Origin of the sequence: Serratia sp. CY33802 (assembly GCF_052169095.1) — a bacterium.
Taxonomy (GTDB): Bacteria; Pseudomonadota; Gammaproteobacteria; order Enterobacterales; family Enterobacteriaceae; genus Serratia; species Serratia bockelmannii.
Genome location: NZ_JBJNLL010000002.1, coordinates 43,862 through 68,228 on the forward strand (window position 1 = coordinate 43,862; position 24,367 = coordinate 68,228).

The window sequence follows — 24,367 nt, forward strand, 5'->3', positions numbered from 1 at the left end:
TGTGAACCTGCCTTTTCTGGAGTGGAGCCGTACCCCCTGGGGTAAGGCGACCGGCGGCCAATGGCGCTATGCGCTGCGCAACTCGCTGGCGATGTGTCTGGCGTTGTGGGTGGCGTTCGTGCTCGAGCTCGACGAACCCTATTGGGCGCTCACCTCCGCCGCGGTGGTGAGTTTCCCCACCATCGGCGGCGTGATCAGCAAAAGCATCGGCCGCATCTTCGGCAGCCTGGTGGGCGCCGCCGCCTCGGTAGCGATCGCCGGCCACTGTCTGAACGATCCCTGGCTGTTTACGCTGTTCATCGCCGCCTGGATCGGGCTGTGCACCTACGTCTCGAATCATTACCAAAACAACGTCTCTTACGCCTTCGCGCTGGCGGGCTATACCGCCGCCATCATCGCCTTCGGTACGGTCAACGTCACCGATACCCAGCAGATATTCGATATCGCTCAGGCGCGGGTTTGCGAAGTGATCACCGGTATTCTGTGCGGCGGGTTGATGATGATGATCCTGCCCAGCACCTCTGACGGCGAAGCCTTGCTGACCTCGCTGCGGCGCATGCAGCTACGCCTGCTGGAGCACGCCGCCATGCTGTGGCAGCCGGAGGTCACCGCGCAGATGCGCACCTCGCACGAGGGGGTCATCGGCCAGATCCTGACCATGAACCTGCTGCGCATTCAGGCATTCTGGAGCCACTACCGGCTGCGGCGGCAAAATAACCTGCTCAACTATCTGCTGCACCAGCAGCTGCGCATTACCAGCGTCATTTCCAGCCTGCGCCGCATGCTGCTGAACTGGCCGGATCGCCCTGCTAATCTGATGCCGGTGCTGACACAGCTGCTGGACGAGCTGCGCGATCCCGCCACCGATAAATATCGCTTGGCGCGTCTGCTCCAGCAGATCGCCCCGCAAGATGCGACGGACTACCGCCATCGCGCCTTCTGGCTGCGGTTGCGCGATTTCTGTTGGCTTTACCTGCGCTGCAACCGCTGGCTGCTGCGGTTGGAAAGCGCCACGGCGGTCAGCGATCTCCAGCCGCCGCACGTCACCTCACTGGCGCGCCACACCGACAGCTACGAAGCCGCCTATAACGGCCTGCGCACCTTTTTATGCATCGTGATCGGCTGCGCCTACTGGATCAACACGCAGTGGGACGCCGGCAGCGCGGCGCTAACGCTCACCGCCATCAGCTGCGTGCTCTACTCCTCCACGCCTTCGCCGATCAACAGCGTCAGCACCTTGCTCAAGGCGGTGCTGCTGCTCTCGGTCGCCTGCTTTGTGGTGAAATTCGGTTTGATGATCCAGATTGACGACTTCTGGGTGTTCTGCGCCTTCCTGTTCCCTATTCTGGTGACCATGCAAATGCTCAAGCTGCAGAATCCGCCTTATGCCGCGCTCTGGGGGCAGCTGATCGTCTTCATGGGCTCGTTTCTGACCGTCAGCAACCCGCCGAGCTATGACTACCAGTCCTTTATCAATGACAACATCGGTAAAATCGTCGGTGTATTGCTGGCCGGGTTGGCGTTTCAGATCCTACGCCCCAGTTCGGACAAGCGAAAGAGCCGCCGTATTATCCGCGCGCTGCGGCGCGATTTTATCGATCAGTTGAGCAAAAAGCCGCAGCAGAGCGAAAGCCAGTTCGAATCGCTGATCTACCATCGCATCAGCCAACTCAATCAGAGTCAGGATCAGGAGGCCCGCACCTGGCTGCTGCGCTGGGGCGTGGTGCTGCTCAACTGCAGCCATATCGTCTGGCAGCTGCGCGACTGGCAGACCCGTTCCGATCCGCTGTCGGCGGTGCGCAACGTCTGTATCCACTGCCTGCGCGGCATTATGACGGAGAAAGGCGTGCAGCACAGTTCGCTGGACGCCACGCTGCAGGAGCTGCTGCGCATGAGCAACGCGTTGGCGCACCACCCGGAACAGGCGGCGCGCGATCTGGCCGGCCTGATCTGGCGGCTCTACTGCTCACTGCAGCAATTGCAACAGGCGATGGGGCAGCCCGCCGCCGCACCGGCCGTTAGCGGCGGATGATCACTTGACCACGCCGCAGGCGAAGCGTTCGCCGCCACCGCCGAGCGGCTGTGGATGATCCGAATGGTTATCGCCGCCGGCGTGCACCATCAGCGCCTTGCCCTCTATTTCGCTGATTTTTTTCAGCCGCGGTGCCAGCACCGGATAGTTTGCCATGCCGTCGGCGGTCACATAGATGGCCGGCAAATCCCCCAGGTGCCCGTCGGCGTACGGCCCGAGGTGTTTCCCGGTCTTTTGCGGGTCGAAATGTCCGCCGGCCGCCAGCGCCGCCACCGCTTTACCTTCCTTCATGCCCGGCTCGCAGCTGCCTTTTTCATGCACGTGGAAACCGTGTACTCCGGCCGGCAACGCTTTCAGGCTCGGCGTGAACAGCAAGCCATACGGCGTTTCGCTGATGACTACCTTGCCGATATCCTGACCGATACCCTGCCCGGTCACCAGATGCATCTCAACGTCAGCTGTCGCCGCCTGAGCCGCGCCACACGCCATCAAGCCGAGTGCCGCATACCAATAACGTTTCATCAATCAGTCTCCTTAATGACTACATCGAGCTATCAGTATAGGAGAGCCTGCGCCGGCACTGTTAACCAACGCACAATCTCGCTAATTTGATTCGCAGGCCTAATATTTAGCACTAATAATAATTCTACCGATGTTGGTCCTCTGACCAGCTGTCGTTCGGCTAACGTTGTTTCCCTGTTTCCACCGCCGACGCATGAGAGTTCACTCCCCGGCCAGGCGGCATACTTCATAAGGAACTGATATGGGCATCTTTAGCTATAAGGATCTGGACGAAAATGCGTCGAAGGCGCTGTTTTCCGACGCCTTGGCCATCTCTACCTACGCTTACCATAATATCGATAACGGCTTCGATGAAGGCTATCACCAGACCGGTTTCGGCCTCGGTCTGCCGCTGACGCTGGTCACTGCGCTGATCGGCAGTACCCAGTCGCAGGGTGGCCTGCCTGGCCTCCCTTGGAATCCCGACTCCGAACAGGCCGCGCAGGAGGCGGTAAACAATGCTGGCTGGTCGGTGATCAGCGCCGCGCAGCTCGGTTACGCCGGCAAAACCGATGCGCGCGGCACCTACTACGGCGAGACAGCCGGTTACACCACCGCGCAGGCCGAGGTGCTGGGCAAATATGACAGCGAAGGCAATCTCACCGCCATTGGCATCTCATTTCGCGGCACCAGCGGCCCGCGCGAGTCGTTGATCGGCGATACCATCGGCGATGTGATTAACGATCTGCTGGCCGGGTTCGGGCCGAAAGGCTATGCCGACGGCTATACGCTGAAGGCCTTCGGCAATTTGCTGGGCGACGTGGCGAAATTCGCTAAGGCCCACGGGCTGAGCGGCGAAGACGTGGTGATCAGCGGCCACAGCCTCGGCGGGCTGGCGGTCAATAGCATGGCGGCGCAGAGCGACGCCAACTGGGGCGGCTTCTACGCGCAGTCCAACTATGTCGCCTTCGCCTCGCCGACCCAGTACGAAGCCGGCGGCAAGGTGATCAACATCGGCTACGAGAACGACCCGGTATTCCGCGCGCTCGACGGCACCTCACTGACCCTGCCGTCACTGGGCGTACACGATGCGCCGCACGCCTCCGCCACCAACAATATCGTCAACTTCAACGACCACTACGCGTCGGACGCCTGGAACCTGCTGCCGTTTTCCATTCTCAACATTCCGACCTGGCTGTCGCACCTGCCGTTCTTTTATCAGGACGGCCTGATGCGGGTGCTGAACTCCGAGTTTTATTCGCTGACCGACAAGGACTCGACCATCATCGTCTCCAACCTGTCGAACGTGACGCGCGGCAATACCTGGGTGGAAGACCTGAACCGCAACGCGGAAACGCACAGTGGACCGACGTTTATCATCGGCAGCGACGGCAATGATTTGATCAAGGGCGGTAAAGGCAACGACTATCTCGAGGGCCGCGACGGTGACGATATCTTCCGCGACGCCGGCGGCTATAACCTGATCGCCGGCGGCAAAGGCCACAATATCTTCGATACCCAGCAGGCGTTGAAAAACACCGAGGTCGCCTACGACGGCAACACGCTTTACCTGCGCGATGCCAAGGGCGGCATTACGCTGGCGGACGACATCAGCACCCTGCGCAGCAAAGAAACCTCCTGGCTGATTTTCAGCAAAGAGGTGGATCACCAGGTGACAGCGGCCGGATTGAAATCGGATGTGGGCCTCAAAGCCTATGCCGCCACTACCACCGGCGGCGACGGCGATGATCTCCTGCAGGCTCGCGGCCACGACGCCTGGCTGTTCGGCAACGCCGGCAACGACACGCTGATCGGCCACGCCGGCGGCAACCTGACCTTCGTCGGCGGCAGCGGCAATGACATCCTGAAGGGCGTCGGCAACGGCAATACCTTCCTGTTCAGCGGGGATTTTGGCCGCGACCAGCTGTATGGCTTCAACGCCACCGATAAACTGGTGTTTATCGGTACCGAAGGCGCCAGCGGGAATATTCGCGACTACGCCACGCAGCAAAACGACGATCTGGTGCTGGCCTTCGGGCACAGCCAGGTCACGCTGATCGGCGTCTCGCTCGATCACTTCAATACCGATCAGGTGGTGTTGGCCTAAGGATCGGCATAAAAAAAAGCCGGGCGCTTTCGCCGCCCGGCTTTTCTCTTTCTGCTCCGCCTTAGGGCACGTCATACCCCAGCGCCGCCTTGCGAATGCGGAACCACTGCTGGCGGTTCAACACCAGTTTCTGCGCCTTCAGCGCCGAGCGCACCCGCTCAATCTTGCCGGAGCCGATAATCGGCAGCGGCGAAGACGGCAGGCGCATCACCCAGGCGTACACCACCTGCTCGATGGTCTCGGCGCCGATCTCTTGCGCCACCCGCTGCAGCTCGTCGCGCAGCGGCTGGAACTCAGCATCGTTAAACAAGCGGCCGCCGCCCAGGCAGGACCAGGCCATCGGCTTGATGCGCAGCTGCTGGCACTGGTCGAGCGTGCCGTCCAGGATCGCCGGTTGGTGAATCGGCGAGATCTCCACCTGATTGGTGACCAGCGAGAACGGCAGGCGCGACTGCAGCAGTTGGAACTGCGCAGGCGTAAAGTTGGAGACGCCAAAATGGCGCACCTTGCCGCTTTTGTGCAGCGCGACAAAGGCTTCGGCCACGTCGTCAGCGTCCATCAACGGATCCGGGCGGTGGATCAGCAACAGGTCCAGGTAGTCGGTATGCAGATGGCGCAGCGACTGTTCCGCGCTCTGTACGATATGATCGCGGTCGGTGATGTAGTGGCCGATCGGGTTGCCGGGCTTGGCGGTGGTGGCGATGCCGCACTTGGTCACCAATTCCAGCGACTGGCGCAGCGCCGGCTTCAGGCGCAGCGCATCGCCGAACGCCTGTTCGCAGGCATAGCCACCGTAGATATCGGCGTGATCGGCGGTGGTGACGCCCAGTTCGACATGCTGTTCGATGAACGTCAGCAGCTGCTGCGGCGACATGCCCCACTCCATCAACCGCCAGTAACCGCAAATCATGCGGGAAAATTCAGGCCCCTGCGGCGCGAGACGAATACGTTCTACCATTGCGAAAACCTCATGACATTAGTTGTCAGTCAGCATACACAAGCCGGTGAGGCACAGGGAAGCGGTAAGCCACACGAACGTGCGGCAGATCAGGAAAGGTTAAAACAGCGACGGCTGCTCCGGCAGCGGCTCGTCGGGCGCTTTATTGGCACGTTTCAGCCGCAGGAAGCGTTGACGGCACAGGCGCAGCACCTCGCGCTTTTGCGCGTCGCTCATGTTCATCCAGCCGAAACGCTCCTCGCGGCTGCGTAGGCAGCCACGGCAGAATCCGCGATCGTCAGCCTGGCAAATGCCGCGACACGGGCTGGGAATGTCGAAAAACTCAAGCTGCTGCGCCACGGGGCTCCTCCTGCGTTCTCTTGCTAATTGAAGACGCCATCGCCGCCGCTGGCAAGTCCCTTTTCGCCATTGCGGCGAAAATAGTCGCGCAAATAGCGCAGCGCCTGGCGGCTTTTCTCCGGCATAGTGCGTTCGAGCGTCAGCGCGTTCAGCCGCAGCGGCGCCGGCCGCCACTCCGGCAACAACAGCAACAGCTCGCCGCGCTGCAGCTCATCGCCAATTTCATACAGCGGCTGAACGGAAATGCCCAGCCCGGCACGGGTAAAGGCGCGCATTACGTTCATGCTCTCACTGACGATCTGCCCTTCCGCCAGCCGCAGCTTAACCTGCTGGCCGGACTGATGCAGCAAGTCCAGATGGGCCCCGCTGTAGCCGCTGGAGATCCAGCGGTGCTGCACCAAATCCTGCGGTTTTTCCGGCACCCCATGCTGGCTGAGATAACGCGGCGCGGCGCACAGCACCATCGGCCACGCCGTCAGCGGATGCGCGATCATATTGGCGTCCGCCAGTTGACGGTTGGCCCGCAGCGCGATGTCGACCCGCTGTTCTATCATGTCGACGATGCGATCGTCCGCCAGCACCCGCAGCGTCAGCTTGGGGTGCGCCTGCAGCAGCGGCGACAATGCCTCCGCCAACGAACGGCCGCCGATGCCGACCGGGGTGGCGATGCGCAGCTCGCCCACCAGCGTATCCCGCAGCTCCGCCAGCCGCTGCTCCGCCTGCTTCGCCTGTTGCAGCATCGCCTCGCAGCCGGGATAGAACGCGGCTCCCGCCTCGGTCAGCGCCAGACGGCGGGTGGAACGATGCAGCAATGGCACCCCGAGCGCCTTCTCCAGCGAGCGCATATGCTGACTGACCGCCGACGGCGTCATGCCCAGACGCCGCGCCGCGCCGGCCAGCGATCCCTCCGCCACCACGGTGGCGAATACCGCCATTCGATTGAGTTTATCCACGATTATGAAGTTTTACTTAATCAAGAAAGCATGAATATGGCACTAATCACGGCTATTGTTAAGGACTAGAGTAGACACCACGCAGCAGGCACATCGGCCTGCCTTACGATACTGAACCTATCCCCGAAGGAGCATACAGATGAAAGTAGCCATTATTGGAGCAACCGGTTTTGTTGGCCGCCGCGTGGTAGATGAAGCGCTGGCTCGCGGTATTCAGGTAACGGCAATCGCCCGCCAGAAAAAAGATTTGCCGGAGCACGCCAATCTGACCATCGCACTGGGCGACGTCGCCGACACCGCCTGGCTGGCGGGGCAGTTGCACGGTCAGGATGCGGTGATCAGCGCCTACAATCCCGGCTGGGGCGAAGACAACCTGTATGAGAAGACTACGCGCGGGGCCCAGCAGATCCTTACCGCTGTCGGGCAGGCAGGCGTCAAGCGCCTGTTGGTGGTGGGCGGCGCAGGCAGCCTGGAAGTGGCGCCGGGCGTTGAACTGGTGGATACGCCGCAGTTCCCGGAAAATATCCGCCCCGGCGCGCAGGCGGTGCGCGATCTGCGCAATAAACTGCGCAACGAATCAGCACTCGACTGGACCTATCTCTCGCCGGCCGCCCTGCTGGAGCCGGGCAAACGCACCGGCCAGTTCCGCCTCGGCACCACGCAACTGCTGATGAACGGCGACGCGCCGGCCAGCATTTCGGTGGAAGATCTGGCGGTCGCTATCGTTGATGAGATTGAAAAACCTCAATTTATTCGCGCGCAATTCACCGCCGCCTACTAAACGGCCCCACCGCCAGGCCATAAGGCCTGGCGGTTTTCACGTATTCTCCGTCGCCAGTATTCTGAATTTCTAAGGTTTTCTTAAGTTTCATCCGGTAGATTTCACGACATTATCTACTTTCAGGATCCCGGCATTGGCAATGTGGTTACGTCAACGCTTACAGTGCAACAGCCTCGGTTTTACCCTCGCCACCGCCCTGTTCTTCACTCTATTTCAAAACGCGTTATTCCTGCATCGCGCCTGGTCGTATATCACCTTCGATAGCGTCCACAGCGTGATTTTCGCGGCGAGCATGCCGGTGGTGATCTTTTGTGCGCTGAATATTATCTTCAGCGTGTTGACCGTGCCCTACCTGCGTAAGCCGTTGATCATCTTTTTCTTGCTCGGCAGCGCCGCAGCCAACTATTTCATGTTCAGCTATGGTGTGGTGATCGACGGCAACATGATGCAAAACGCCTTCGAAACCAACCCGCAGGAGGCGACCGCGCTGCTGACGCCGCGCATGGGATTGTGGCTGGCGCTGCTCGGCATTCTGCCGGCGGTAGCGGTCTGCTTCACCCAAATTCGCCAGACTCGCCCCTGGTGGTACATGGTCGGGCTGCGCGCCGCTAACGTCATGCTGTCGTTGGTGGTGATCCTGATCGTCGCCGCGCTGTTCTACAAAGACTACGCTTCACTGATCCGCAACAATAAAAGCGTGGTGAAGATGTTGACGCCTTCCAACTTCGTGGCCGGCACCATCAAGTTTACCGAACAACGTTACTTCACCCGCAATCTGCCGCTGGTCAAGATCGGTGAAGACGCGCGTAAAGGGCCGCTGATCGCCAAGCAGACCAAGAAAACGCTGGTGATCCTGGTGGTGGGCGAAACCGCCCGCGCCGAAAACTTCTCCCTCGGAGGTTACGGGCGCGAAACCAACCCGCGCCTGAAGCAGGACGACGTGGTCTACTTCAAGAACGCCAGTTCCTGCGGCACCGAAACGGCGATCTCCGTACCCTGCATGTTCTCCAACATGCCCCGCAAGGAGTACGACGCGACTCAGGCAACGCATCAAGAAGGCATGCTCGACGTGCTGGCGCATGCCGGCGTCAATGTGCTGTGGCGCGATAATGACGGCGGCTGCAAAGGTGCCTGCGACCGGGTGCCGCACGTGGACATGACCAAGCTGAAACTGCCGCAGGACTGTGACGGTGAGGTTTGCATGGACAACGTGCTGCTGTACAAGCTGAACGACTACATCAATAGCCTGAAAGACGACGGCGTGATCGTGCTGCACCAGATGGGCAGCCACGGCCCGGCTTACTACCGCCGCAGCACACCAGAATTCCAGACGTTTTCGCCAACCTGCAACAGCAATCAGATCCAGGATTGCAGTCATGAACAGCTGGTGAACACCTACGACAACTCAATCCTGTATACCGACGCAATGCTCGATGCCACCATCAAGCTGCTGCGGCAGTATGACGACCGGTTCAATACCGCGCTGGTCTACCTGTCCGATCACGGCGAATCGCTGGGGGAAAACGGCATGTATCTGCACGGCACGCCTTATGTCTTCGCGCCGAGTCAGCAAACGCACGTGCCTTTCCTGATGTGGATGTCTGCCGACTATCAGCGCAATTTCGGCATTGATCGCCAGTGCCTGAACACGCTGGCGGAAAAGGACGACGTGTCGCAGGACAACCTGTTCCACACCCTGTTGGGCATGCTGAACGTACAGACCCGCGAATATCAATCCCAGTTGGATATCCTGCAGCGTTGCCGCAACGCGGCGTAGCGCTTAACTTCCGCGTGCCGCTGGGGCACAATAGTTTGCAGACAACCGGCGTTTTGTGCGCCGGTTTTTTTATTCCCATTGACCTAGACCAATCGGTCTATTATGCTCGGCGCCATGATGACCAAATCAACGCATTGCAACGTGGATACACGTGAACATCTGCTCGCCACCGGCGAAACCCTCAGCCTGCGCCTGGGCTTTACCGGCATGGGGCTGAGCGAACTGCTGGCTACCGCGGGCGTGCCGAAAGGCTCGTTCTACCACTATTTTCGCTCGAAGGAAGCCTTCGGCGAAGCGATGCTGCAACGCTATTTCACGCATTATGACGCACAGATGCAGGCGCTGTTTGCCGACAGATGCGGCGATGCCCGCCACCAGCTGCTCGGCTATTACGCCCAGGCTATCAGCTATCACTGCCGCAGCGAATGCCATAACGCCTGCCTGGCGGTGAAGCTTTCCGCCGAGGTGAGCGATCTGTCGGAACCGATGCGCCATGCGCTGGAAACGGGCACCGCTCGCGTGATCGGCCACTTGCAGGAGGCCATCGAGCGCGGTATCGCAGAGGGCTCGCTGTCGGTGGCCATGAGCCCCGCGGCGACTGCAGAAACGCTGTATTCACTGTGGCTCGGCGCCTCGTTGCGCGCCAAGATCCGTCACTCGCTGGCGCCGTTAACCAGCGCGCTGGAAAGCATCGAGTTGCTGCTGCGCCCGCCGCAGCCGTAACACCACCGTCTTTTTTCGTGAAAATGCAGTTCGTGTTTTTTTATCGCCCATCACTAGACGACCGGTCTATTAAATACAGGATGCACTATGAAGACTGAAAAATTGCTCTCTCCGCTGAAGGTTGGCGCCGTCACCCTGCCCAACCGCGTGTTTATGGCTCCGCTGACGCGTCTGCGCAGCATCGAACCGGGCGATATTCCTACGCCACTGATGGCGGAATATTATGCGCAGCGCGCCAGCGCCGGCCTGATCGTGACCGAAGCGACGCAGATCTCCTTCCAGGCGAAAGGCTACGCCGGTGCGCCAGGCCTGCATACCCCGGAACAGATCGCCGCGTGGAAACACATCACGCAGGCGGTACACGACAAAAACGGCCACATCGCCGTACAGTTGTGGCATGTAGGCCGCATCTCCCACGCCAGCCTGCAGCCGGGCGGGCAAGCGCCGGTCGCGCCTTCGGCCATCAACGCCGACACCCGCACCACCGTGCGTGATGAAACCGGCGCCTGGGTACGCGTACCGACCTCTACGCCGCGCGCGCTGGAAACCAGCGAGATCCCGGGCATCGTTAACGATTTCCGCCAGGCGACCGCCAACGCGCGTGACGCCGGCTTCGACTTCATCGAACTGCATGCGGCCCACGGCTATCTGCTGCACCAGTTCATGTCACCGGCTTCCAACCAACGTACCGATCAATACGGTGGCAGCATTGAGAACCGCACCCGCCTGACGCTGGAAGTGGTCGATGCCACCATTGCCGAATGGGGTTCCGAGCACATCGGTATTCGTATCTCGCCGCTGGGGCCGTTCAATGGGCTGGACAACGGTGAAGATCAGGAAGAAGCGGCGCTGTATTTGGTGGAAGAGCTGAATAAGCGCAACATCGCTTACCTGCACATCTCCGAACCGGACTGGGCCGGTGGCAAGCCGTATTCCGACGCCTTCCGCGACTCGGTGCGCGCCCACTTTAAAGGGGTGATCGTCGGCGCTGGCGCCTACACCGCCGAAAAAGCCGAAGCGTTAATCGAAAAAGGCTTCATCGACGCGGTGGCCTTCGGCCGCAGCTATATCGCCAACCCGGATCTGGTCGAGCGTTTCCGTCAGCACGCCCCGCTGAACGAACCTAAGCCAGAAACCTTCTACGGCGGTGGTGCCGAAGGCTATACCGACTATCCGTTTCTGGCGAAGTAACCCGTCCTGACCCCAACGGCCACGCAATCGCATGGCCGTTTTTTATGCGCCGCGCGCAAAAAGGCCCGCACAAGGCGGGCCGGGGTTCCCTGGTGTTGTTTATGCTGCAGTTCAATTTCTACACGGTTATGTGGGGAATTGATAATTGATTGTGCAGATCAATTACTTCGTATCGATCGGTACGCTCGATCAATATTTAAACACCACCGCTCCAACCCCGACATGTGACATTGTCACTCATTCGTCACATTGAATTCCCTTGTAGGACAAGGCTATACTCGCTTGTGCTTCAATCCACCCGCCGTCTGCCACGGCACAGTCAATTCAGAGGAATTATGCGCTTACTCCATACCATGATCCGCGTCGGTGACCTGCAACGTGCCATCGACTTTTACACCAAGGTATTAGGCATGCGTCTGCTGCGCACCAGCGAAAACCCGGAGTACAAATACTCCCTGGCTTTCGTCGGCTATACGGAAGAGAGCGAAGGCGCGGTTATCGAACTGACCTATAACTGGGGCACCGACAGCTACGACATGGGCACCGCCTTCGGCCACCTGGCATTGGGCGTAGACGACGTTGCCGCCACCTGCGACAGCATCCGTCGCGCAGGCGGCAAGGTCACCCGCGAAGCCGGCCCGGTGAAAGGCGGCACCACGGTGATCGCCTTCGTCGAAGATCCGGACGGCTACAAAATTGAGCTGATCGAAAACAAACACGCCGGTCAGGGCCTCGGCCATTAAGCCACCCCTTCAGGGCGCGCTGGCGCCCTGCTGATTCTCCGCGCGATAGCGCCTGCAACCGGGCGCAAAATTTGCCATAATGCGCGCTGCATTCGATGAAGATAAGAAACTGATGGCCGAAAAAAGTGATCTTAACGCCCTGAGTGGTCGTTTTCGTGGGTTTTATCCCGTAGTAATAGATGTTGAAACCGCCGGCTTCAACGCCAATACCGATGCGTTGCTGGAGATCGCCGCCGTGACGCTGAAAATGGATGAAGATGGCTGGCTGCAGCAGGACGAGACTCTGCACTTCCACGTGGAGCCTTTCGAGGGCGCCAACCTGCAGCCGGAAGCGCTGGCGTTTAACGGCATCGATCCGCACAACCCGTTGCGCGGCGCGGTCAGCGAATACGACGCGCTGCACGCCATTTTCAAAGCGGTGCGCAAAGGGCTCAAGGACCGCGGATGTAACCGGGCCATTATCGTGGCGCACAACGCCAACTTCGATCACAGCTTCCTGATGGCCGCGGCCGAACGTGCCGGCCTGAAGCGCAATCCGTTCCATCCGTTCGCCACCTTCGACACCGCTGCGCTGAGCGGCCTGGTGCTGGGCCAAACGGTGTTGGCGAAAGCCTGCATCGCCGCCGGTATGCCGTTCGACAGCAGCCAGGCGCACTCTGCGCTGTACGACACCGAGCAAACCGCCCTGCTGTTTTGCGAGCTGGTTAACCGCTGGAAACGTCTCGGCGGCTGGCCGCTGCCCGCCGGCGATCTCGCTGAATAAGCCCAACAAAAAAGGCGGCCCAGTTTGCACTGGCGCCGCCCGTTACGCGATAACCACAAGCCTGTCGATTAAGACTGCTGGTCTTCCTGCGCTTTATACTTTTCTGCCGTTTCTTTGATCAGCTGCTGCAGTTCGCCGCGCTGATACATTTCGATGATGATATCGCAACCGCCGACCAGCTCACCGTCTACCCACAGCTGCGGGAACGTCGGCCAGTTGGCGTATTTTGGCAATTCGGCGCGGATGTCCGGGTTTTGCAGAATATCCACGTAGGCGAAACGCTCGCCGCAGGCGGACAGCGCTTGCACTGCCTGCGCGGAGAAGCCACAGCTCGGCAGCTTTGGCGAACCTTTCATGTACAGCAGAATCGGGTTTTCAGCGATCTGGTGCTGAATTTTTTCAAGTGTCGTCGTCATTTATTGCTTCCTCAAGCCACATTTCATGGCTACAACATGCATCACGCGGGCTATTGTAGCGGCTGGAACAGTCGCAAGAAAACGCCATCTTTTGCAAGGATATTCGCCCGCCGCCGATCGCGTTTCACCGGCCACGTCATTCCGGTCAAAACATACGTTGAGAATAACATTTTTAATCCGACCATTTCACTAATATATTGCGCCGCGATGACGGCGCGACTTAATTATATCCGCCACCGCCGACTGGCGCTTTTTTATACACCAACAGGCTGATTTTGAAACAAAAAAAATGTCATTAACGTTTTCTCACAATATGGATTATTATTTATGAGTTCTTCGCTGTTTTATATGGCGAAATTCGGGAATACTGTAACTCTTTCGATATCCGCTTCGGGGCCAAGGTTGGTGACGTCGACATGCGTTTAATTCTTACGCTCTTTGCGCTGCTGTTTACGCAGCTCTTCTTCAATTTGGCGCACGCTGCGCCACAGGCACGTGTTGCCGCCGAGCAGCGTAAAAGCCATGCTAATGAAGCGCGGCCCGATGACCGCAGAAAAAAGAAAGCGGACAAAGCCGCTAAAAAAGCCAAAGTGACGGCCCCCGAGAAAAAAACCAAGACCGCCAAGGCGAAAAGCGAGAAAAGCGCGAAAAAGATCGCCAGCGCCAAACCCAAGGCCAAAGCGCAAAAAACTGCCAAGATTAAAGTCACCCCGCCGAAGAAGGGCTATAAAAAAGGCTATGGCCGCCACCGCGAAGCCGGTATGGCCACCGCCAAACTGGTGCGTGACGAGAAGCCGTTAAAACTCAGCCCAGCGCACAAAAAACGCTACCAGCATGCCAAGCAGACTGCGATGGCCAAGCTGATGGATCAGATGGGCAAGCCTTATCGCTGGGGCGGCAGTTCGCCGCGCACCGGCTTCGACTGCAGCGGCCTTATCTATTACGCCTATAAAGACGTGGTGAAAATCAAAATGCCGCGCACCGCCAACGAGATGTATCACCTGCGCGACGCGGCGCCGATCAAGAAAAGCGAACTGGAAAGCGGCGATCTGGTGTTCTTCCGCATCAACAACCGCGGCGTGGCGGACCATGTTGGCGTCTACCTCGGCAACGGCAAATTCATCCAGTCACCGCGCACCGGTGAAGAGATCCGCATCAGCCAGCTCGACAACGACTATTGGCAGAACCACTACATCGGCGCACGCCGCGTAGTAACGCCGAAAACTATCCGTTAATTCCCTGCTCTGTGCGGTTGCGGCCCCGGTCGCAACCGCCTGCTCAAGCTATCGCCCATCGCACCTCCCCACGCGCATTTCTCGCTTTTCTTCCTGTTTTTTATGATGAAAATTGTTAAGATTGAATGACCACAATAAAAAACGGCCCATATGACTCTCGCCCGGCGAGAGGCGAATGGCGCTGTAAAGGAGGAAGCAATGTCGTTTGAATTACCTGCATTACCGTATGAGAAAAACGCGCTCGAGCCGCACATCTCCGCCGAGACCCTGGAATACCACTACGGCAAGCACCACAACACCTACGTGGTTAACCTGAACAACCTGGTGAAAGGCAGCGAGTTCGAGGGCAAATCGCTCGAAGAGATCATCAAGACCTCTAACGGCGGCGTCTTCAACAACGCCGCGCAGGTGTGGAACCACACCTTCTACTGGCACTGCCTGTCACCACAGGGCGGCGGTGAACCGCAGGGCGAACTGGCGGCAGCGATCGTCAAATCCTTCGGCTCTTTCGCTGCGTTCAAAGAGCAGTTCACCGATGCCGCAGTGAAAAACTTCGGTGCCGGCTGGACCTGGCTGGTGAAAAAACCGGACGGCGCGCTGGCGATCGTCAACACCTCCAACGCGGCCACCCCGCTGACCGGTGAAGACAAACCGCTGCTGACCGTTGACGTGTGGGAACATGCGTATTACATCGATTACCGCAATGCGCGTCCAAAATACCTGGAAAACTTCTGGGCGTTGGTCAACTGGACCTTCGCAGCGGAAAACCTGGCGTAAGCGCAGGTTCTGAGGTGATGAGGCGCAGCCTGGCTGCGCCTTTTTTATAACCGGGGGTAAATCAGTTCAACGCGGCAACGAAGCTGAAAGCGATAATGACCGCCAGCGCGCAGACGGTAGTGAACAGCGACATCTTCAATTCGGTATCCATGACAACTCCTTTAAAATGGGCTTTCCTAAGGATAAAAGGCGCACAATTAGTACGTCAAATCATTTTCCCACAGTTCGCCGATAAAATCTTGTTATCATTTCCCGGTTTATAATCTCGATTACCTCTTCCACTTTTGTTCAATATGCGACAAAATTCGCAGTTCACAACTGCGTACCGGCATTCATGCCCCTCCTGATTAAGCGCTGAAGACTTCAACACACTAAAAACTCAGTTTTCGCTTCTCTGGAGAAGGATCTACGTAGGCAAACGATTAACATCACACTTACATGCTGTAAACATGTGAGTTCAGGAGTCATTCCTTACATGGCAACGATTAAAGATGTGGCCAAACGCGCGGGCGTTTCCACCACCACCGTTTCGCACGTCATCAATAAGACTCGTTTCGTCGCCGAAGAGACCAAAGCGGCCGTGTGGGCCGCCATTAAAGAGCTGCACTACTCGCCGAGCGCCGTGGCGCGCAGCCTGAAAGTCAATCACACCAAGTCGATCGGCCTGCTGGCCACCTCGAGCGAAGCCCCCTACTTTGCCGAAGTGATCGAGGCGGTGGAAAACAGCTGCTACAGCAAAGGCTACACCCTGATCCTGTGCAACTCGCACAATAATCTCGACAAGCAGCGCGCCTACCTGGCGATGCTGGCGCAAAAGCGCGTCGACGGCCTGCTGGTCATGTGCTCCGAGTATCCGGATCAGCTGCTGGGCATGCTGGAAGACTACCGTAACATCCCGATGGTGGTGATGGACTGGGGCGCCGCGCGCGGCGACTTCACCGATACCATCATCGATAACGCGTTCGAAGGCGGCTATCTGGCCGGCCGTTACCTGATCGAGCGCGGCCACCGCGATATCGGCGCCATTCCCGGCCAACTGTCACGCAACACCGGCGGTGGCCGTCACCAGGGCTTTATGAAGGCGCTGCAGGAAGCGAATATCGACATTCGCGAAGAGTGGATCGTCCAGGGTGACTTCGAGCCGGAGTCCGGCTATAAGGCGATGCACCAAATCCTGTCGCAAAAACAGCGGCCGACCGCGGTATTTTGCGGCGGCGATATCATGGCGATGGGGGCCATCTGCGCCGCCGACGAGCTGGGCCTGCGCGTGCCGCAGGATATTTCCGTGATCGGCTACGACAATGTGCGCAACGCCCGCTACTTCACCCCGGCGCTGACCACCATTCACCAGCCGAAAGAGCGCCTGGGCGAAATGGCCTTCACCATGCTGCTAGATCGCATAATCAGCAAGCGCGAAGAGTCGCAGGTGATCGAAGTGCATCCGAAGCTGATCGAACGCCGCTCGGTCGCCGACGGCCCGTTCATCGACTACCGCCGCTAATCCCCCGCGCCGGAAGCCTGCGCAGCTTCCGGCTCCACCTCACTCAGCCACTCCTGATTCAACGTCTCTCCATCACCCAGATACGCCAGCAGCCAGCTCATCGCCGGTGACGGTTTATCCTGCTGCCAGGTCAGGCAGCACGGGCTGGCGGGAAACGGCTGCTGCAGCTGCAACGCCTTCAACTCACCGCGCTGCACCCGCGGCAGCGCCAGATGCGCCGGCATCATACCGACGCACAGCCCGGCGCACAGACAGTCGAACGCCGAGGTCCAGTCCGGCACCACCAGCCGCCGCTGGTTATCCAGCGTCCAAGTGACACGCTTGGGCAGATTGCGCGAAGTGTCCTCCAGACAAAGCGCAGGGTACGGCCTAAGCCGATCGTCATTCAACGCCCCTGCCAATTGCGCCAGCGGGTGCTGCGGGCTAACCACGCACAGCCAGTTCATATCCCCCATGTCGCGAAAGGCGAAGCCGCCGCCGACCGGCACCGCGCGGGTGGCGCCAATCGCCATATCCGCCCTGCCGTCCACCAACGCATCCCACACGCCGTTAAACACCTCGGGTTGCAACATCAGTTCAACGTCGGGGAAATGGCGGTAGAAATCCAGCACCAGTTGGCGGCTGCGCTGCGGTTTGACGATGATGTCCACGGCGATATTCAGCTGACCGCGCCACCCGTTAGCCACCTGCTGACAATGGCGGCGTGTGTCGAGCATTTTTTTGATAACAGCTCGCGCATCCTTGATAAATAACGCGCCGGCCGGCGTCAGCTCCACATCACGGTGACGCCGCTCAAACAGCGGCACCGCCAGCCATTGTTCCAACTGCCGCACGGTGTAGCTCACCGCCGACGGCACCCGGTGCAGCTCCTGCGCCGCCGCGCTGAAACTGCCGGTGCGCGCCACCGCGTCAACCACTTCAAGAGAATATTCAGACCACATCGCTTTGCCTTCAATTTTTTTAACAGCACTTTGCAAATATTACCGTTTCACAAGCAGAGATCCAGCCGGATACACTGGCCGGCGCTAAAAACCTGCGACACTAAAATATTAACGAGAAATACCATGCGAAACTCCTTTGGTTTTATGTTCTATCTCGCCGGCCTGAGCATGCTGGGTTATCTGGCGACCGATATGTACCTGCCCGCCTTTGGCGCCATGCGGGAGGAACTGCAAATTTCCGCCGGCGCGGTCAGCGCCAGCCTGAGCATATTTCTGGCCGGCTTCGCCTTCGCGCAGCTGCTGTGGGGGCCGCTCTCCGACCGGCTGGGCCGCAAACCGGTATTATTGATTGGCCTGACGCTGTTCGCGTTCGGCTGCCTGGGCATGCTGTGGGTGGAAAATGCCGTGCAGCTCTGGATACTGCGCTTTATTCAGGCCGTCGGCGTCTGTTCCGCCGCCGCCATCTGGCAAGCGCTGGTGGTCGACCGCTATCGCGAAGGCCAGGCCAATCGCGTATTCGCCACCATCATGCCGCTGGTCGCGCTGTCGCCGGCGCTGGCGCCGCTGCTTGGCGCCTGGCTGCTTAACCACGCCAGCTGGCGTGCGATCTTCGCCGTGTTGCTGGCCATCACCGCCCTGCTGCTGCTGCCGACGTTGCTGCTCAAAGATCGCGCCAAAACTCAACCCGCCGCCGATGCGCCAAAAAGCAGCGTCAGTTTTTGGCAATTATTGAAATCCCCGGTGTTCAGCGGCAACGTCGCCATGTACGCCGCCTGCTCGGCCGGCTTCTTTGCCTGGTTGACCGGCTCGCCGTTCATCCTCGGTGATATGGGCTATGGCCCGAGCGACATTGGTCTGAGCTATGTGCCGCAGACGCTGGCTTTCCTGCTGGGGGGCTATGGCTGCCGCGCCGTGCTCAAACGCATCAATGGCAAAACCCTGCTGCCGTGGCTGCTGGTAGCTTATGGTGTCAGCATGGTGGCGCTGTATCTGGTGGCGACCGTAACCACTCCGACGCTCACCACGCTGCTGATCCCGTTCTGCGTGATGGCGCTGGTCAACGGCGCGGGCTACCCGATCATGGTGGCGAATGCGCTGATGCCGTTCCCGGAAAGCAGCGGCAAAGCCGCCGCGCTGCAAAATACGCTGCAGTTGGGGCTGTGTTTTGTGGCGAGCATGCTGGTGTCGGCGTTTATTGCCCAGCCGCTGCTGGCGACGGTGACGGTGATGGTGTCTACGGTGATCCTCGCCGCGCTGGGCTATTTCCTCCAGCGGGGAAAAGCGGGCGATGCACAGCAAAAGGCGCAGCGGAAACATGCTAACTCAGCGTCATAATTGCCAAGATTAATAATCACTTAAAGAATATGCGCGCCGAGTGCGATTTACAGTTGAGTCAACGCCTCGGCACGCCTATACTCAAAAACAACTTTATAAAGTAACACCTTATAATCTCTATATCTCAATTAGCTCTTGTGTACGCGTCTTGCGTCACACTCTTTTTTAAAGAGGCGTTTATCCTGCGCCATTTGCGTCGGGTCGTTTCTTTAAATTTCCTCTGTTCATAGTCGGATATCAGACGCCGCGGGCTTATTTCCCGTCGGTATACGTATGCACCCGCAGAAATTGTCTAAGCTGTTTCCTAACGGGTCATCAGTCAGAAGAAGGTGATGGAGAAGCTATGAGTTCATCGTGTATAGAAGATCTGAGCATCCAGGATAACCAGTGGTATCGCATCGCGCACGAAATGCTCGGTCTGGCCGGTATCGAAATCAATGGATCGCGCCCTTTCGATATTCAGGTTAAAAATCCCGAATTCTTTAAACGCGTTTTGCAACAAGGGTCACTGGGCCTCGGCGAAAGTTATATGGACGGTTGGTGGGAGTGCGAACGGCTGGATATATTCTTCCAGCGCGTGGTCAGCGCCGGGCTGGAGAAGAAACTTCCCCACCACTTGAAAGATACCCTGCGGATCGCCGCCGCGCGCCTGACCAACCTGCAATCGAAAAAGCGCGCCTGGATCGTCGGCAAAGAACATTACGATCTTGGCAACGATCTGTTTACCCTGATGCTCGATCCTTACATGCAGTATTCCTGCGGCTACTGGAAAGACGCCACCACGCTGGAGGAAGCGCAGGAAGCGAAGCTGCGGATGATCTGCGAAAAACTGCAGCTGCAGCCAGGCATGCGCTTACTGGACATCGGCTGCGGCTGGGGCGGTCTCTCCGCCTATGCGGCGAAGAATTACGGCGTGTCGGTGGTCGGCGTGACCATTTCCGCCGAACAACAGAAACTGGCCCAGGCTCGCTGCGCCGGGCTGGATGTGCAGATCCTGCTGCAGGATTATCGCGATCTTCATCAGCAGTTTGATCGCATTGTCTCGGTCGGCATGTTCGAGCACGTCGGGCCGAAAAACTACCGCACCTATTTCAATGTGGTAGAACGCAATTTAGCGCCGCACGGCCTGTTCCTGCTGCACACCATCGGTTCCAACAAAACCGACATGAACGTCGATCCGTGGATCAACAAATATATCTTCCCGAACGGCTGCCTGCCTTCAGTGAGCCATATCGCCGAAGCCAGCGAGGGCCATTTCGTGATGGAAGACTGGCACAACATCGGCGCTGACTACGATCGCACGCTGATGGCCTGGTTCGAGCGCTTCAAACAGGCGTGGCCGCAGCTTGCCCCGCGCTACTCCGAACGCTTCGAGCGGATGTTCAGCTATTACCTGAACGCCTGCGCCGGCGCGTTCCGGGCGCGCGATCTGCAACTGTGGCAGGTGGTATTCAGCCCGAAAGGCGTTGAAGGCGGCATCCGCGTCGCCCGCTAAGCCACTTGCCCGACAAAAAAGGCCCCGGTAGTCACATCGCCGGGGCCTTTTTTGCTCGTTCGAAGCGTACGGCTTAGCCGCAGTAAACGCGGATGATTTTATCGTCGCTGTCGCCAAGGAAGTTCAGGCGGCGCAGGTTGAAATCCATGGTGACGGCAGAGTTGTACGGAATGGCTCGCACCTTGGCGTCGATCCGTACGCCTTCCAGCGAGGTCATCGGTTTGCCGACGAAGTTTTGATACTGTGATGCGCCACAGGTATCGTCCGCATCGGCCATTTGCGCGCCCGCGCCCTGCTCAGGCGAACTGCTGCAGGCGCTCAGCGCCAGCAACGCGGTTAACAACAACGTTTTCCCATAAAACTTCACGCGTTTCTCCTCTCTGCTTATGATTCGATTCCGGCGGCAACGCCTGAATCGCTGTCAGTCTTTGTGCGCCGGCGCCACCGCCGCCGCCAGCGTCGCTTCCCGGTTGGCCAGCACGCGCTCGACGGTGTCCACCACCGCCTGCGTTTGCGGATCGATCTCGATGTTCACCTTGTCGCCGAGGCGTTTTTTACCCAGCGTGGTGCGATCCAGCGTTTCCGGGATCAGGTGCACGCAGAAACGGTTATTCACCACTTCGCCGATGGTCAGGCTAATGCCGTCGATGCCGATGAAACCTTTGTGCAGCACATATTTCATCAATTCCGCATCCGGCATGCGCAGCCATACCTGCCGGTTATTTTCCGAGGTATAAATCTTGGCCACCTCCGCCGTGCAGATAATATGGCCGGACATCAAATGGCCGCCAATTTCATCATTGAACTTCGCCGCGCGCTCGATATTGACGATGTCGCCCAGCGCCAGATCGCCGAGGTTGGTCAGGCGCAACGTTTCTTTGATCAAATCGAAGCTGACGCGGTTGCCTTCCACCGCGGTGACGGTCAGGCAGCAGCCGTTATGGGCCACCGACGCGCCCAGCTCCAGCCCCGGCAGCAGCTCGGTAGGCATTTCGATCACGTGGGTGCGGAAATTGGGTTTCTCATCAATGGCGACCAGCGGCGCGGTGCCTTGTACGATACCGGTGAACATATGTGCCTCTTCTTGCTAAATAGGTTAAAACGCTACCGGCAGTTTGCCCCAGTTGGCGCTGAAAACCAAATCCGCGACGGTAAAAAAGGAATGGCTGCGCATTTAATAACTATTTATCTGCGGCGTTTGCTTAACGACGCCGAGCAGGTACAATCTTTTTGACAAAATTCCGCTATTTTAATTGTTGTCCTCTCGCGGCAGCCCTCCCTCCCACATATATAAATAGAAAAGGTGTATGCGTGCAGAAGTACTTAATTGAAGCGCGTAGTTTATTGGCTCTCGCTATCCCGGTCATTATCGCGCAAATATCGCAAACCGCTATGGGCGTGGTGGATACCATCATGGCCGGCGCTTACAGCGCCACCGACATGGCGGCGGTGGCGGTCGGCACCTCAATCTGGCTGCCGGCCATCCTGTTCGGCCACGGTCTGCTGCTGGCGTTGACCCCGGTTATCGCTCAGCTCAACGGTGCCGGCCGCCGCGATCGTATCGGCCATCAGGTGCGCCAGGGTTTTTGGCTGGCCTCCGGCGTCTCCGTACTGCTGATCGTCGTGCTGTATAACTGCAAGTTCGTCATCGACATGATGCACAACATCGATCCGCAGCTGGCGGATAAAGCCGTCGGCTACCTGCACGCCATCATGTGGGGGGCGCCGGGCTACCTGTTCTTCCAGGTGATGCGCAACCAGTGCGAGGGGTTGTCTAAAACCAAGCCCGGCATGGTGATCGGCTTCCTCGGCCTGCTGGTGAATATCCCGATCAACTACATCTTCATCTACGGCAAGTTCGGCATGCCGGAACTCGGCGGCGTCGGCTGCGGCGTCGCCACCGGCAGCGTCTACTGGATCATGTTCCTGATGATGCGCTGGTACGTGAAGCGCGCGCCGTCGCAGCGCGACATCAAACGCCAGGCCGGCGATCTCGGCGGCCCGGACTGGGCGGCGCTGAAGCGCCTGATCGGCATCGGCATGCCGGTGGCGCTGGCGCTGTTCTTCGAAGTCACGCTGTTCGCCGTGGTGGCGTTGCTGGTTTCGCCGCTCGGGATCGTCGCGGTCGCCGGCCACCAGATCGCGCTTAACTTCAGCGCGCTGATGTTCGTGCTGCCGCTGTCGCTGGGCGTCGGCGCCACCATCCGCGTCGGTTATCGTCTGGGGGAAGGCTCGGTCGAAGGCGCGCGCGTCGCCGCCTATTCCGCCATCGGCGTCGGCATCACCATGGCCGTCTGCACCGCGCTGTTTACCGCCACCTTGCGCGAACCGATCGCCCTGCTGTACAACGACAGCCCGGCGGTGGTGGCTATGGCCTCGCAGCTGATGCTGTTGGCGGCGCTGTACCAAATTTCGGACTCGATCCAGGTGATCGGCAGCGGCGTGCTACGTGGTTATAAAGACACCCGAGCGATCTTCTTCATCACCTTTATCGCTTATTGGGTATTGGGCCTGCCGAGCGGCTATCTGCTGGCGTTAACCGACGTGGTGGTGCCGGCAATGGGGCCAAGCGGCTTCTGGATCGGCTTTATCATTGGCCTGACCTTCGCCGCCATCATGATGGCGCTGCGTATGCGCTGGCTGCAGAAACAGCCGACCGCCGTCATTCTGCAGCGATCCACGCGCTGAATCCGCTCCCGGCCGGTTTCATCCCCGGCCGGGCTGCGGTTTGCGGAAAAAAACGCCGGACTGCGCACAACCTCAGCAATCGCGTGAAATACCGAATAAAATTGCGCTTTTCCCCTTGCCAGCGCGCAGGTAGCTCGTTAATATTCGTCCCCGCTGTCAGCCATGACAGACAGGAAAAGATGCGTCCGTAGCTCAGTTGGTTAGAGCACCACCTTGACATGGTGGGGGTCGGTGGTTCGAGTCCACTCGGACGCACCAAATTCCAGAAGCAGTACAGTGCGTCCGTAGCTCAGTTGGTTAGAGCACCACCTTGACATGGTGGGGGTCGGTGGTTCGAGTCCACTCGGACGCACCAAATTCCAGAAGCAGTGCAGTGCGTCCGTAGCTCAGTTGGTTAGAGCACCACCTTGACATGGTGGGGGTCGGTGGTTCGAGTCCACTCGGACGCACCATATTGCTGATTTATCTCTCCCCCTATCGCGTTATACTTCCCGTTGTTTCGTCTCTGCTCGACCGCTCGATTTCTCATGTCGATTGCGCCAAACTACCGCCATCCACCATCAGGAACGCCACATGACCACCTTCACCGCCAAAACCGCCTTTTTACCGCTCGACAATGGCCTTGCCCGCCGTGAAGGGGTGATGAGCGACGGTTCGCCGGCGGCGGAAGTGCGTTTCGAGGCCGGCGCCTTTGGCCAACTGCAAAAGCCCCCGCATGCGCTGCAAACCCGGGTGATATCGGGTGAATTCGAGTTCACCCTCGGCGGCGATACGCGGACAGTACGGGCCGGCGAGAGCCTGATCCTGCCGGCCAACGTCGCCAGCGGCTGCTTCTGCCTGAGCGCCGGCGTGCTGCTGGAAATCCCGCAAACGCGCTAAGCCGTATTTACAGCAAGGTTATTTGCGCAACAAGCTGTACGCAACGCGTTGCATTTGCGCCACATTTGCCCCCGTTTTGACATATCCGCCACACCGCTGCGGTTTTTTATTTTGTTTCCCGCCGCTTAGCCTTTATAATGCGCAACGTCTATCAGTTGAATGGTTTCAGCCCTTGATCTGCGAAAACGCAATAACAACACGATTTCATCTCACCCCGTTGCGCAGCATCTCC

The 24,367-nt window shown here is 58.8% G+C and carries 24 protein-coding genes and 3 tRNA genes; 18 read left to right on the forward strand and 9 right to left on the reverse strand.

The window, feature by feature from the left end; genetic code table 11:
• Position 1: 1 nt before the first annotated feature.
• Positions 2-2,032: an FUSC family protein gene (locus ACJ8HA_RS06685; protein ID WP_025302666.1), complete on the forward strand. Its 2,031-nt coding sequence runs from the start codon at positions 2-4 to the stop codon at positions 2,030-2,032.
• Here the strand turns inward: ACJ8HA_RS06685 and sodC are convergent, their stop codons facing one another.
• A complete protein-coding gene (gene sodC / locus ACJ8HA_RS06690; RefSeq protein WP_025302665.1) occupies positions 2,033-2,554 on the reverse strand; it encodes a superoxide dismutase family protein in 522 nt (173 codons plus the stop codon).
• 241 nt (positions 2,555-2,795) lie between these two features.
• Here sodC and ACJ8HA_RS06695 point away from each other — a divergent pair, with 241 nt between their 5' ends.
• Positions 2,796-4,640, forward strand: coding sequence for a polyurethane esterase (locus ACJ8HA_RS06695; protein WP_197812691.1), 1,845 nt, complete (start codon positions 2,796-2,798; stop codon positions 4,638-4,640).
• A 61-nt stretch (positions 4,641-4,701) separates the two neighbouring features.
• Here the strand turns inward: ACJ8HA_RS06695 and ACJ8HA_RS06700 are convergent, their stop codons facing one another.
• From ACJ8HA_RS06700 to ACJ8HA_RS06710, 3 genes are all read right to left on the reverse strand, one after another.
• Positions 4,702-5,598 carry an aldo/keto reductase gene (locus ACJ8HA_RS06700; RefSeq protein WP_025302663.1) on the reverse strand — a complete coding sequence of 299 codons (897 nt, stop codon included), beginning with the start codon at positions 5,596-5,598 and terminating at the stop codon, positions 4,702-4,704.
• Positions 5,599-5,697: 99 nt separating this feature from the next.
• Complete coding sequence (locus ACJ8HA_RS06705; RefSeq protein WP_197812693.1) at positions 5,698-5,937, reverse strand: DUF1289 domain-containing protein; 240 nt, start codon at positions 5,935-5,937, stop codon at positions 5,698-5,700.
• A gap of 23 nt (positions 5,938-5,960) precedes the next feature.
• Positions 5,961-6,890 (reverse strand): LysR substrate-binding domain-containing protein, encoded by a 930-nt coding sequence (locus ACJ8HA_RS06710; protein WP_025302662.1) that lies wholly within the window; start codon positions 6,888-6,890, stop codon positions 5,961-5,963.
• 139 nt (positions 6,891-7,029) lie between these two features.
• Between ACJ8HA_RS06710 and ACJ8HA_RS06715 the strand changes: the two genes are divergently transcribed.
• From ACJ8HA_RS06715 to rnt, 6 genes are all read left to right on the forward strand, one after another.
• The gene (locus tag ACJ8HA_RS06715) at positions 7,030-7,671 is read left to right on the forward strand and encodes an NAD(P)-dependent oxidoreductase (protein WP_025302661.1); all 642 of its coding nucleotides are present in this window, start codon (positions 7,030-7,032) and stop codon (positions 7,669-7,671) included.
• Positions 7,672-7,810: 139 nt separating this feature from the next.
• Positions 7,811-9,448: a phosphoethanolamine transferase EptA gene (gene eptA, locus ACJ8HA_RS06720; RefSeq protein ID WP_049209378.1), complete on the forward strand. Its 1,638-nt coding sequence runs from the start codon at positions 7,811-7,813 to the stop codon at positions 9,446-9,448.
• A gap of 102 nt (positions 9,449-9,550) precedes the next feature.
• On the forward strand, positions 9,551-10,171 hold the full coding sequence (locus ACJ8HA_RS06725; protein WP_049209377.1) for a TetR/AcrR family transcriptional regulator: 621 nt from the start codon (positions 9,551-9,553) through the stop codon (positions 10,169-10,171).
• Between the two features lie 87 nt (positions 10,172-10,258).
• Positions 10,259-11,362 (forward strand): alkene reductase, encoded by a 1,104-nt coding sequence (locus ACJ8HA_RS06730; protein WP_025302658.1) that lies wholly within the window; start codon positions 10,259-10,261, stop codon positions 11,360-11,362.
• Between the two features lie 335 nt (positions 11,363-11,697).
• Positions 11,698-12,105, forward strand: coding sequence for a lactoylglutathione lyase (gloA, locus tag ACJ8HA_RS06735; RefSeq protein WP_004931325.1), 408 nt, complete (start codon positions 11,698-11,700; stop codon positions 12,103-12,105).
• A 79-nt stretch (positions 12,106-12,184) separates the two neighbouring features.
• Positions 12,185-12,868, forward strand: coding sequence for a ribonuclease T (rnt, locus tag ACJ8HA_RS06740; RefSeq protein ID WP_038874795.1), 684 nt, complete (start codon positions 12,185-12,187; stop codon positions 12,866-12,868).
• A 68-nt stretch (positions 12,869-12,936) separates the two neighbouring features.
• On the opposite strand, the gene ACJ8HA_RS06745 is transcribed toward rnt, so the two are convergent.
• The gene (locus ACJ8HA_RS06745) at positions 12,937-13,284 is read right to left on the reverse strand and encodes a Grx4 family monothiol glutaredoxin (protein ID WP_004931329.1); all 348 of its coding nucleotides are present in this window, start codon (positions 13,282-13,284) and stop codon (positions 12,937-12,939) included.
• 416 nt (positions 13,285-13,700) lie between these two features.
• Between ACJ8HA_RS06745 and ACJ8HA_RS06750 the strand changes: the two genes are divergently transcribed.
• Together ACJ8HA_RS06750 and sodB are read left to right on the forward strand one after the other, a co-directional pair.
• Positions 13,701-14,519 carry a C40 family peptidase gene (locus tag ACJ8HA_RS06750; RefSeq protein ID WP_049204294.1) on the forward strand — a complete coding sequence of 273 codons (819 nt, stop codon included), beginning with the start codon at positions 13,701-13,703 and terminating at the stop codon, positions 14,517-14,519.
• Positions 14,520-14,717: 198 nt separating this feature from the next.
• The gene (gene sodB, locus ACJ8HA_RS06755) at positions 14,718-15,296 is read left to right on the forward strand and encodes a superoxide dismutase [Fe] (protein ID WP_004931333.1); all 579 of its coding nucleotides are present in this window, start codon (positions 14,718-14,720) and stop codon (positions 15,294-15,296) included.
• 61 nt (positions 15,297-15,357) lie between these two features.
• On the opposite strand, the gene cydH is transcribed toward sodB, so the two are convergent.
• Positions 15,358-15,447, reverse strand: coding sequence for a cytochrome bd-I oxidase subunit CydH (cydH, locus tag ACJ8HA_RS06760; RefSeq protein ID WP_019455989.1), 90 nt, complete (start codon positions 15,445-15,447; stop codon positions 15,358-15,360).
• Positions 15,448-15,771: 324 nt separating this feature from the next.
• On the opposite strand from cydH, the gene purR reads away from it, so the two are divergent.
• Positions 15,772-16,797: an HTH-type transcriptional repressor PurR gene (gene purR, locus ACJ8HA_RS06765; protein ID WP_025302656.1), complete on the forward strand. Its 1,026-nt coding sequence runs from the start codon at positions 15,772-15,774 to the stop codon at positions 16,795-16,797.
• Here purR and punR read toward each other — a convergent pair.
• Complete coding sequence (gene punR / locus ACJ8HA_RS06770) at positions 16,794-17,738, reverse strand: DNA-binding transcriptional activator PunR (protein WP_025302655.1); 945 nt, start codon at positions 17,736-17,738, stop codon at positions 16,794-16,796. The two genes, purR and punR, sit on opposite strands and share 4 nt — an antisense overlap.
• Positions 17,739-17,861: 123 nt before the next feature.
• Here punR and punC point away from each other — a divergent pair, with 123 nt between their 5' ends.
• Positions 17,862-19,073, forward strand: coding sequence for a purine nucleoside transporter PunC (gene punC, locus ACJ8HA_RS06775; RefSeq protein ID WP_197812695.1), 1,212 nt, complete (start codon positions 17,862-17,864; stop codon positions 19,071-19,073).
• A gap of 343 nt (positions 19,074-19,416) precedes the next feature.
• Positions 19,417-20,568, forward strand: a complete 1,152-nt coding sequence (gene cfa, locus ACJ8HA_RS06780) for a cyclopropane fatty acyl phospholipid synthase (RefSeq protein ID WP_025302653.1) — start codon at positions 19,417-19,419, stop codon at positions 20,566-20,568.
• A gap of 73 nt (positions 20,569-20,641) precedes the next feature.
• Here the strand turns inward: cfa and ACJ8HA_RS06785 are convergent, their stop codons facing one another.
• Positions 20,642-20,935, reverse strand: a complete 294-nt coding sequence (locus ACJ8HA_RS06785; protein ID WP_016927929.1) for an I78 family peptidase inhibitor — start codon at positions 20,933-20,935, stop codon at positions 20,642-20,644.
• A 54-nt stretch (positions 20,936-20,989) separates the two neighbouring features.
• A complete protein-coding gene (locus ACJ8HA_RS06790) occupies positions 20,990-21,640 on the reverse strand; it encodes a riboflavin synthase (protein WP_025302652.1) in 651 nt (216 codons plus the stop codon).
• 239 nt (positions 21,641-21,879) lie between these two features.
• Between ACJ8HA_RS06790 and ACJ8HA_RS06795 the strand changes: the two genes are divergently transcribed.
• The 5 genes from ACJ8HA_RS06795 to ACJ8HA_RS06815 all read left to right on the forward strand — a co-directional run bounded on the left by ACJ8HA_RS06795 (position 21,880) and on the right by ACJ8HA_RS06815 (position 24,135).
• Positions 21,880-23,256, forward strand: a complete 1,377-nt coding sequence (locus ACJ8HA_RS06795; protein ID WP_043141143.1) for an MATE family efflux transporter — start codon at positions 21,880-21,882, stop codon at positions 23,254-23,256.
• A 181-nt stretch (positions 23,257-23,437) separates the two neighbouring features.
• A tRNA-Val gene (locus ACJ8HA_RS06800) sits at positions 23,438-23,514 on the forward strand.
• A 20-nt stretch (positions 23,515-23,534) separates the two neighbouring features.
• Positions 23,535-23,611, forward strand: a tRNA-Val gene (locus tag ACJ8HA_RS06805).
• Positions 23,612-23,631: 20 nt separating this feature from the next.
• Positions 23,632-23,708: transfer RNA gene (locus tag ACJ8HA_RS06810), tRNA-Val, on the forward strand.
• Positions 23,709-23,829: 121 nt separating this feature from the next.
• Entirely contained in the window at positions 23,830-24,135 is a 306-nt protein-coding gene (locus ACJ8HA_RS06815) for a cupin (protein WP_025302650.1), read from the forward strand.
• Positions 24,136-24,367 lie beyond the last annotated feature (232 nt).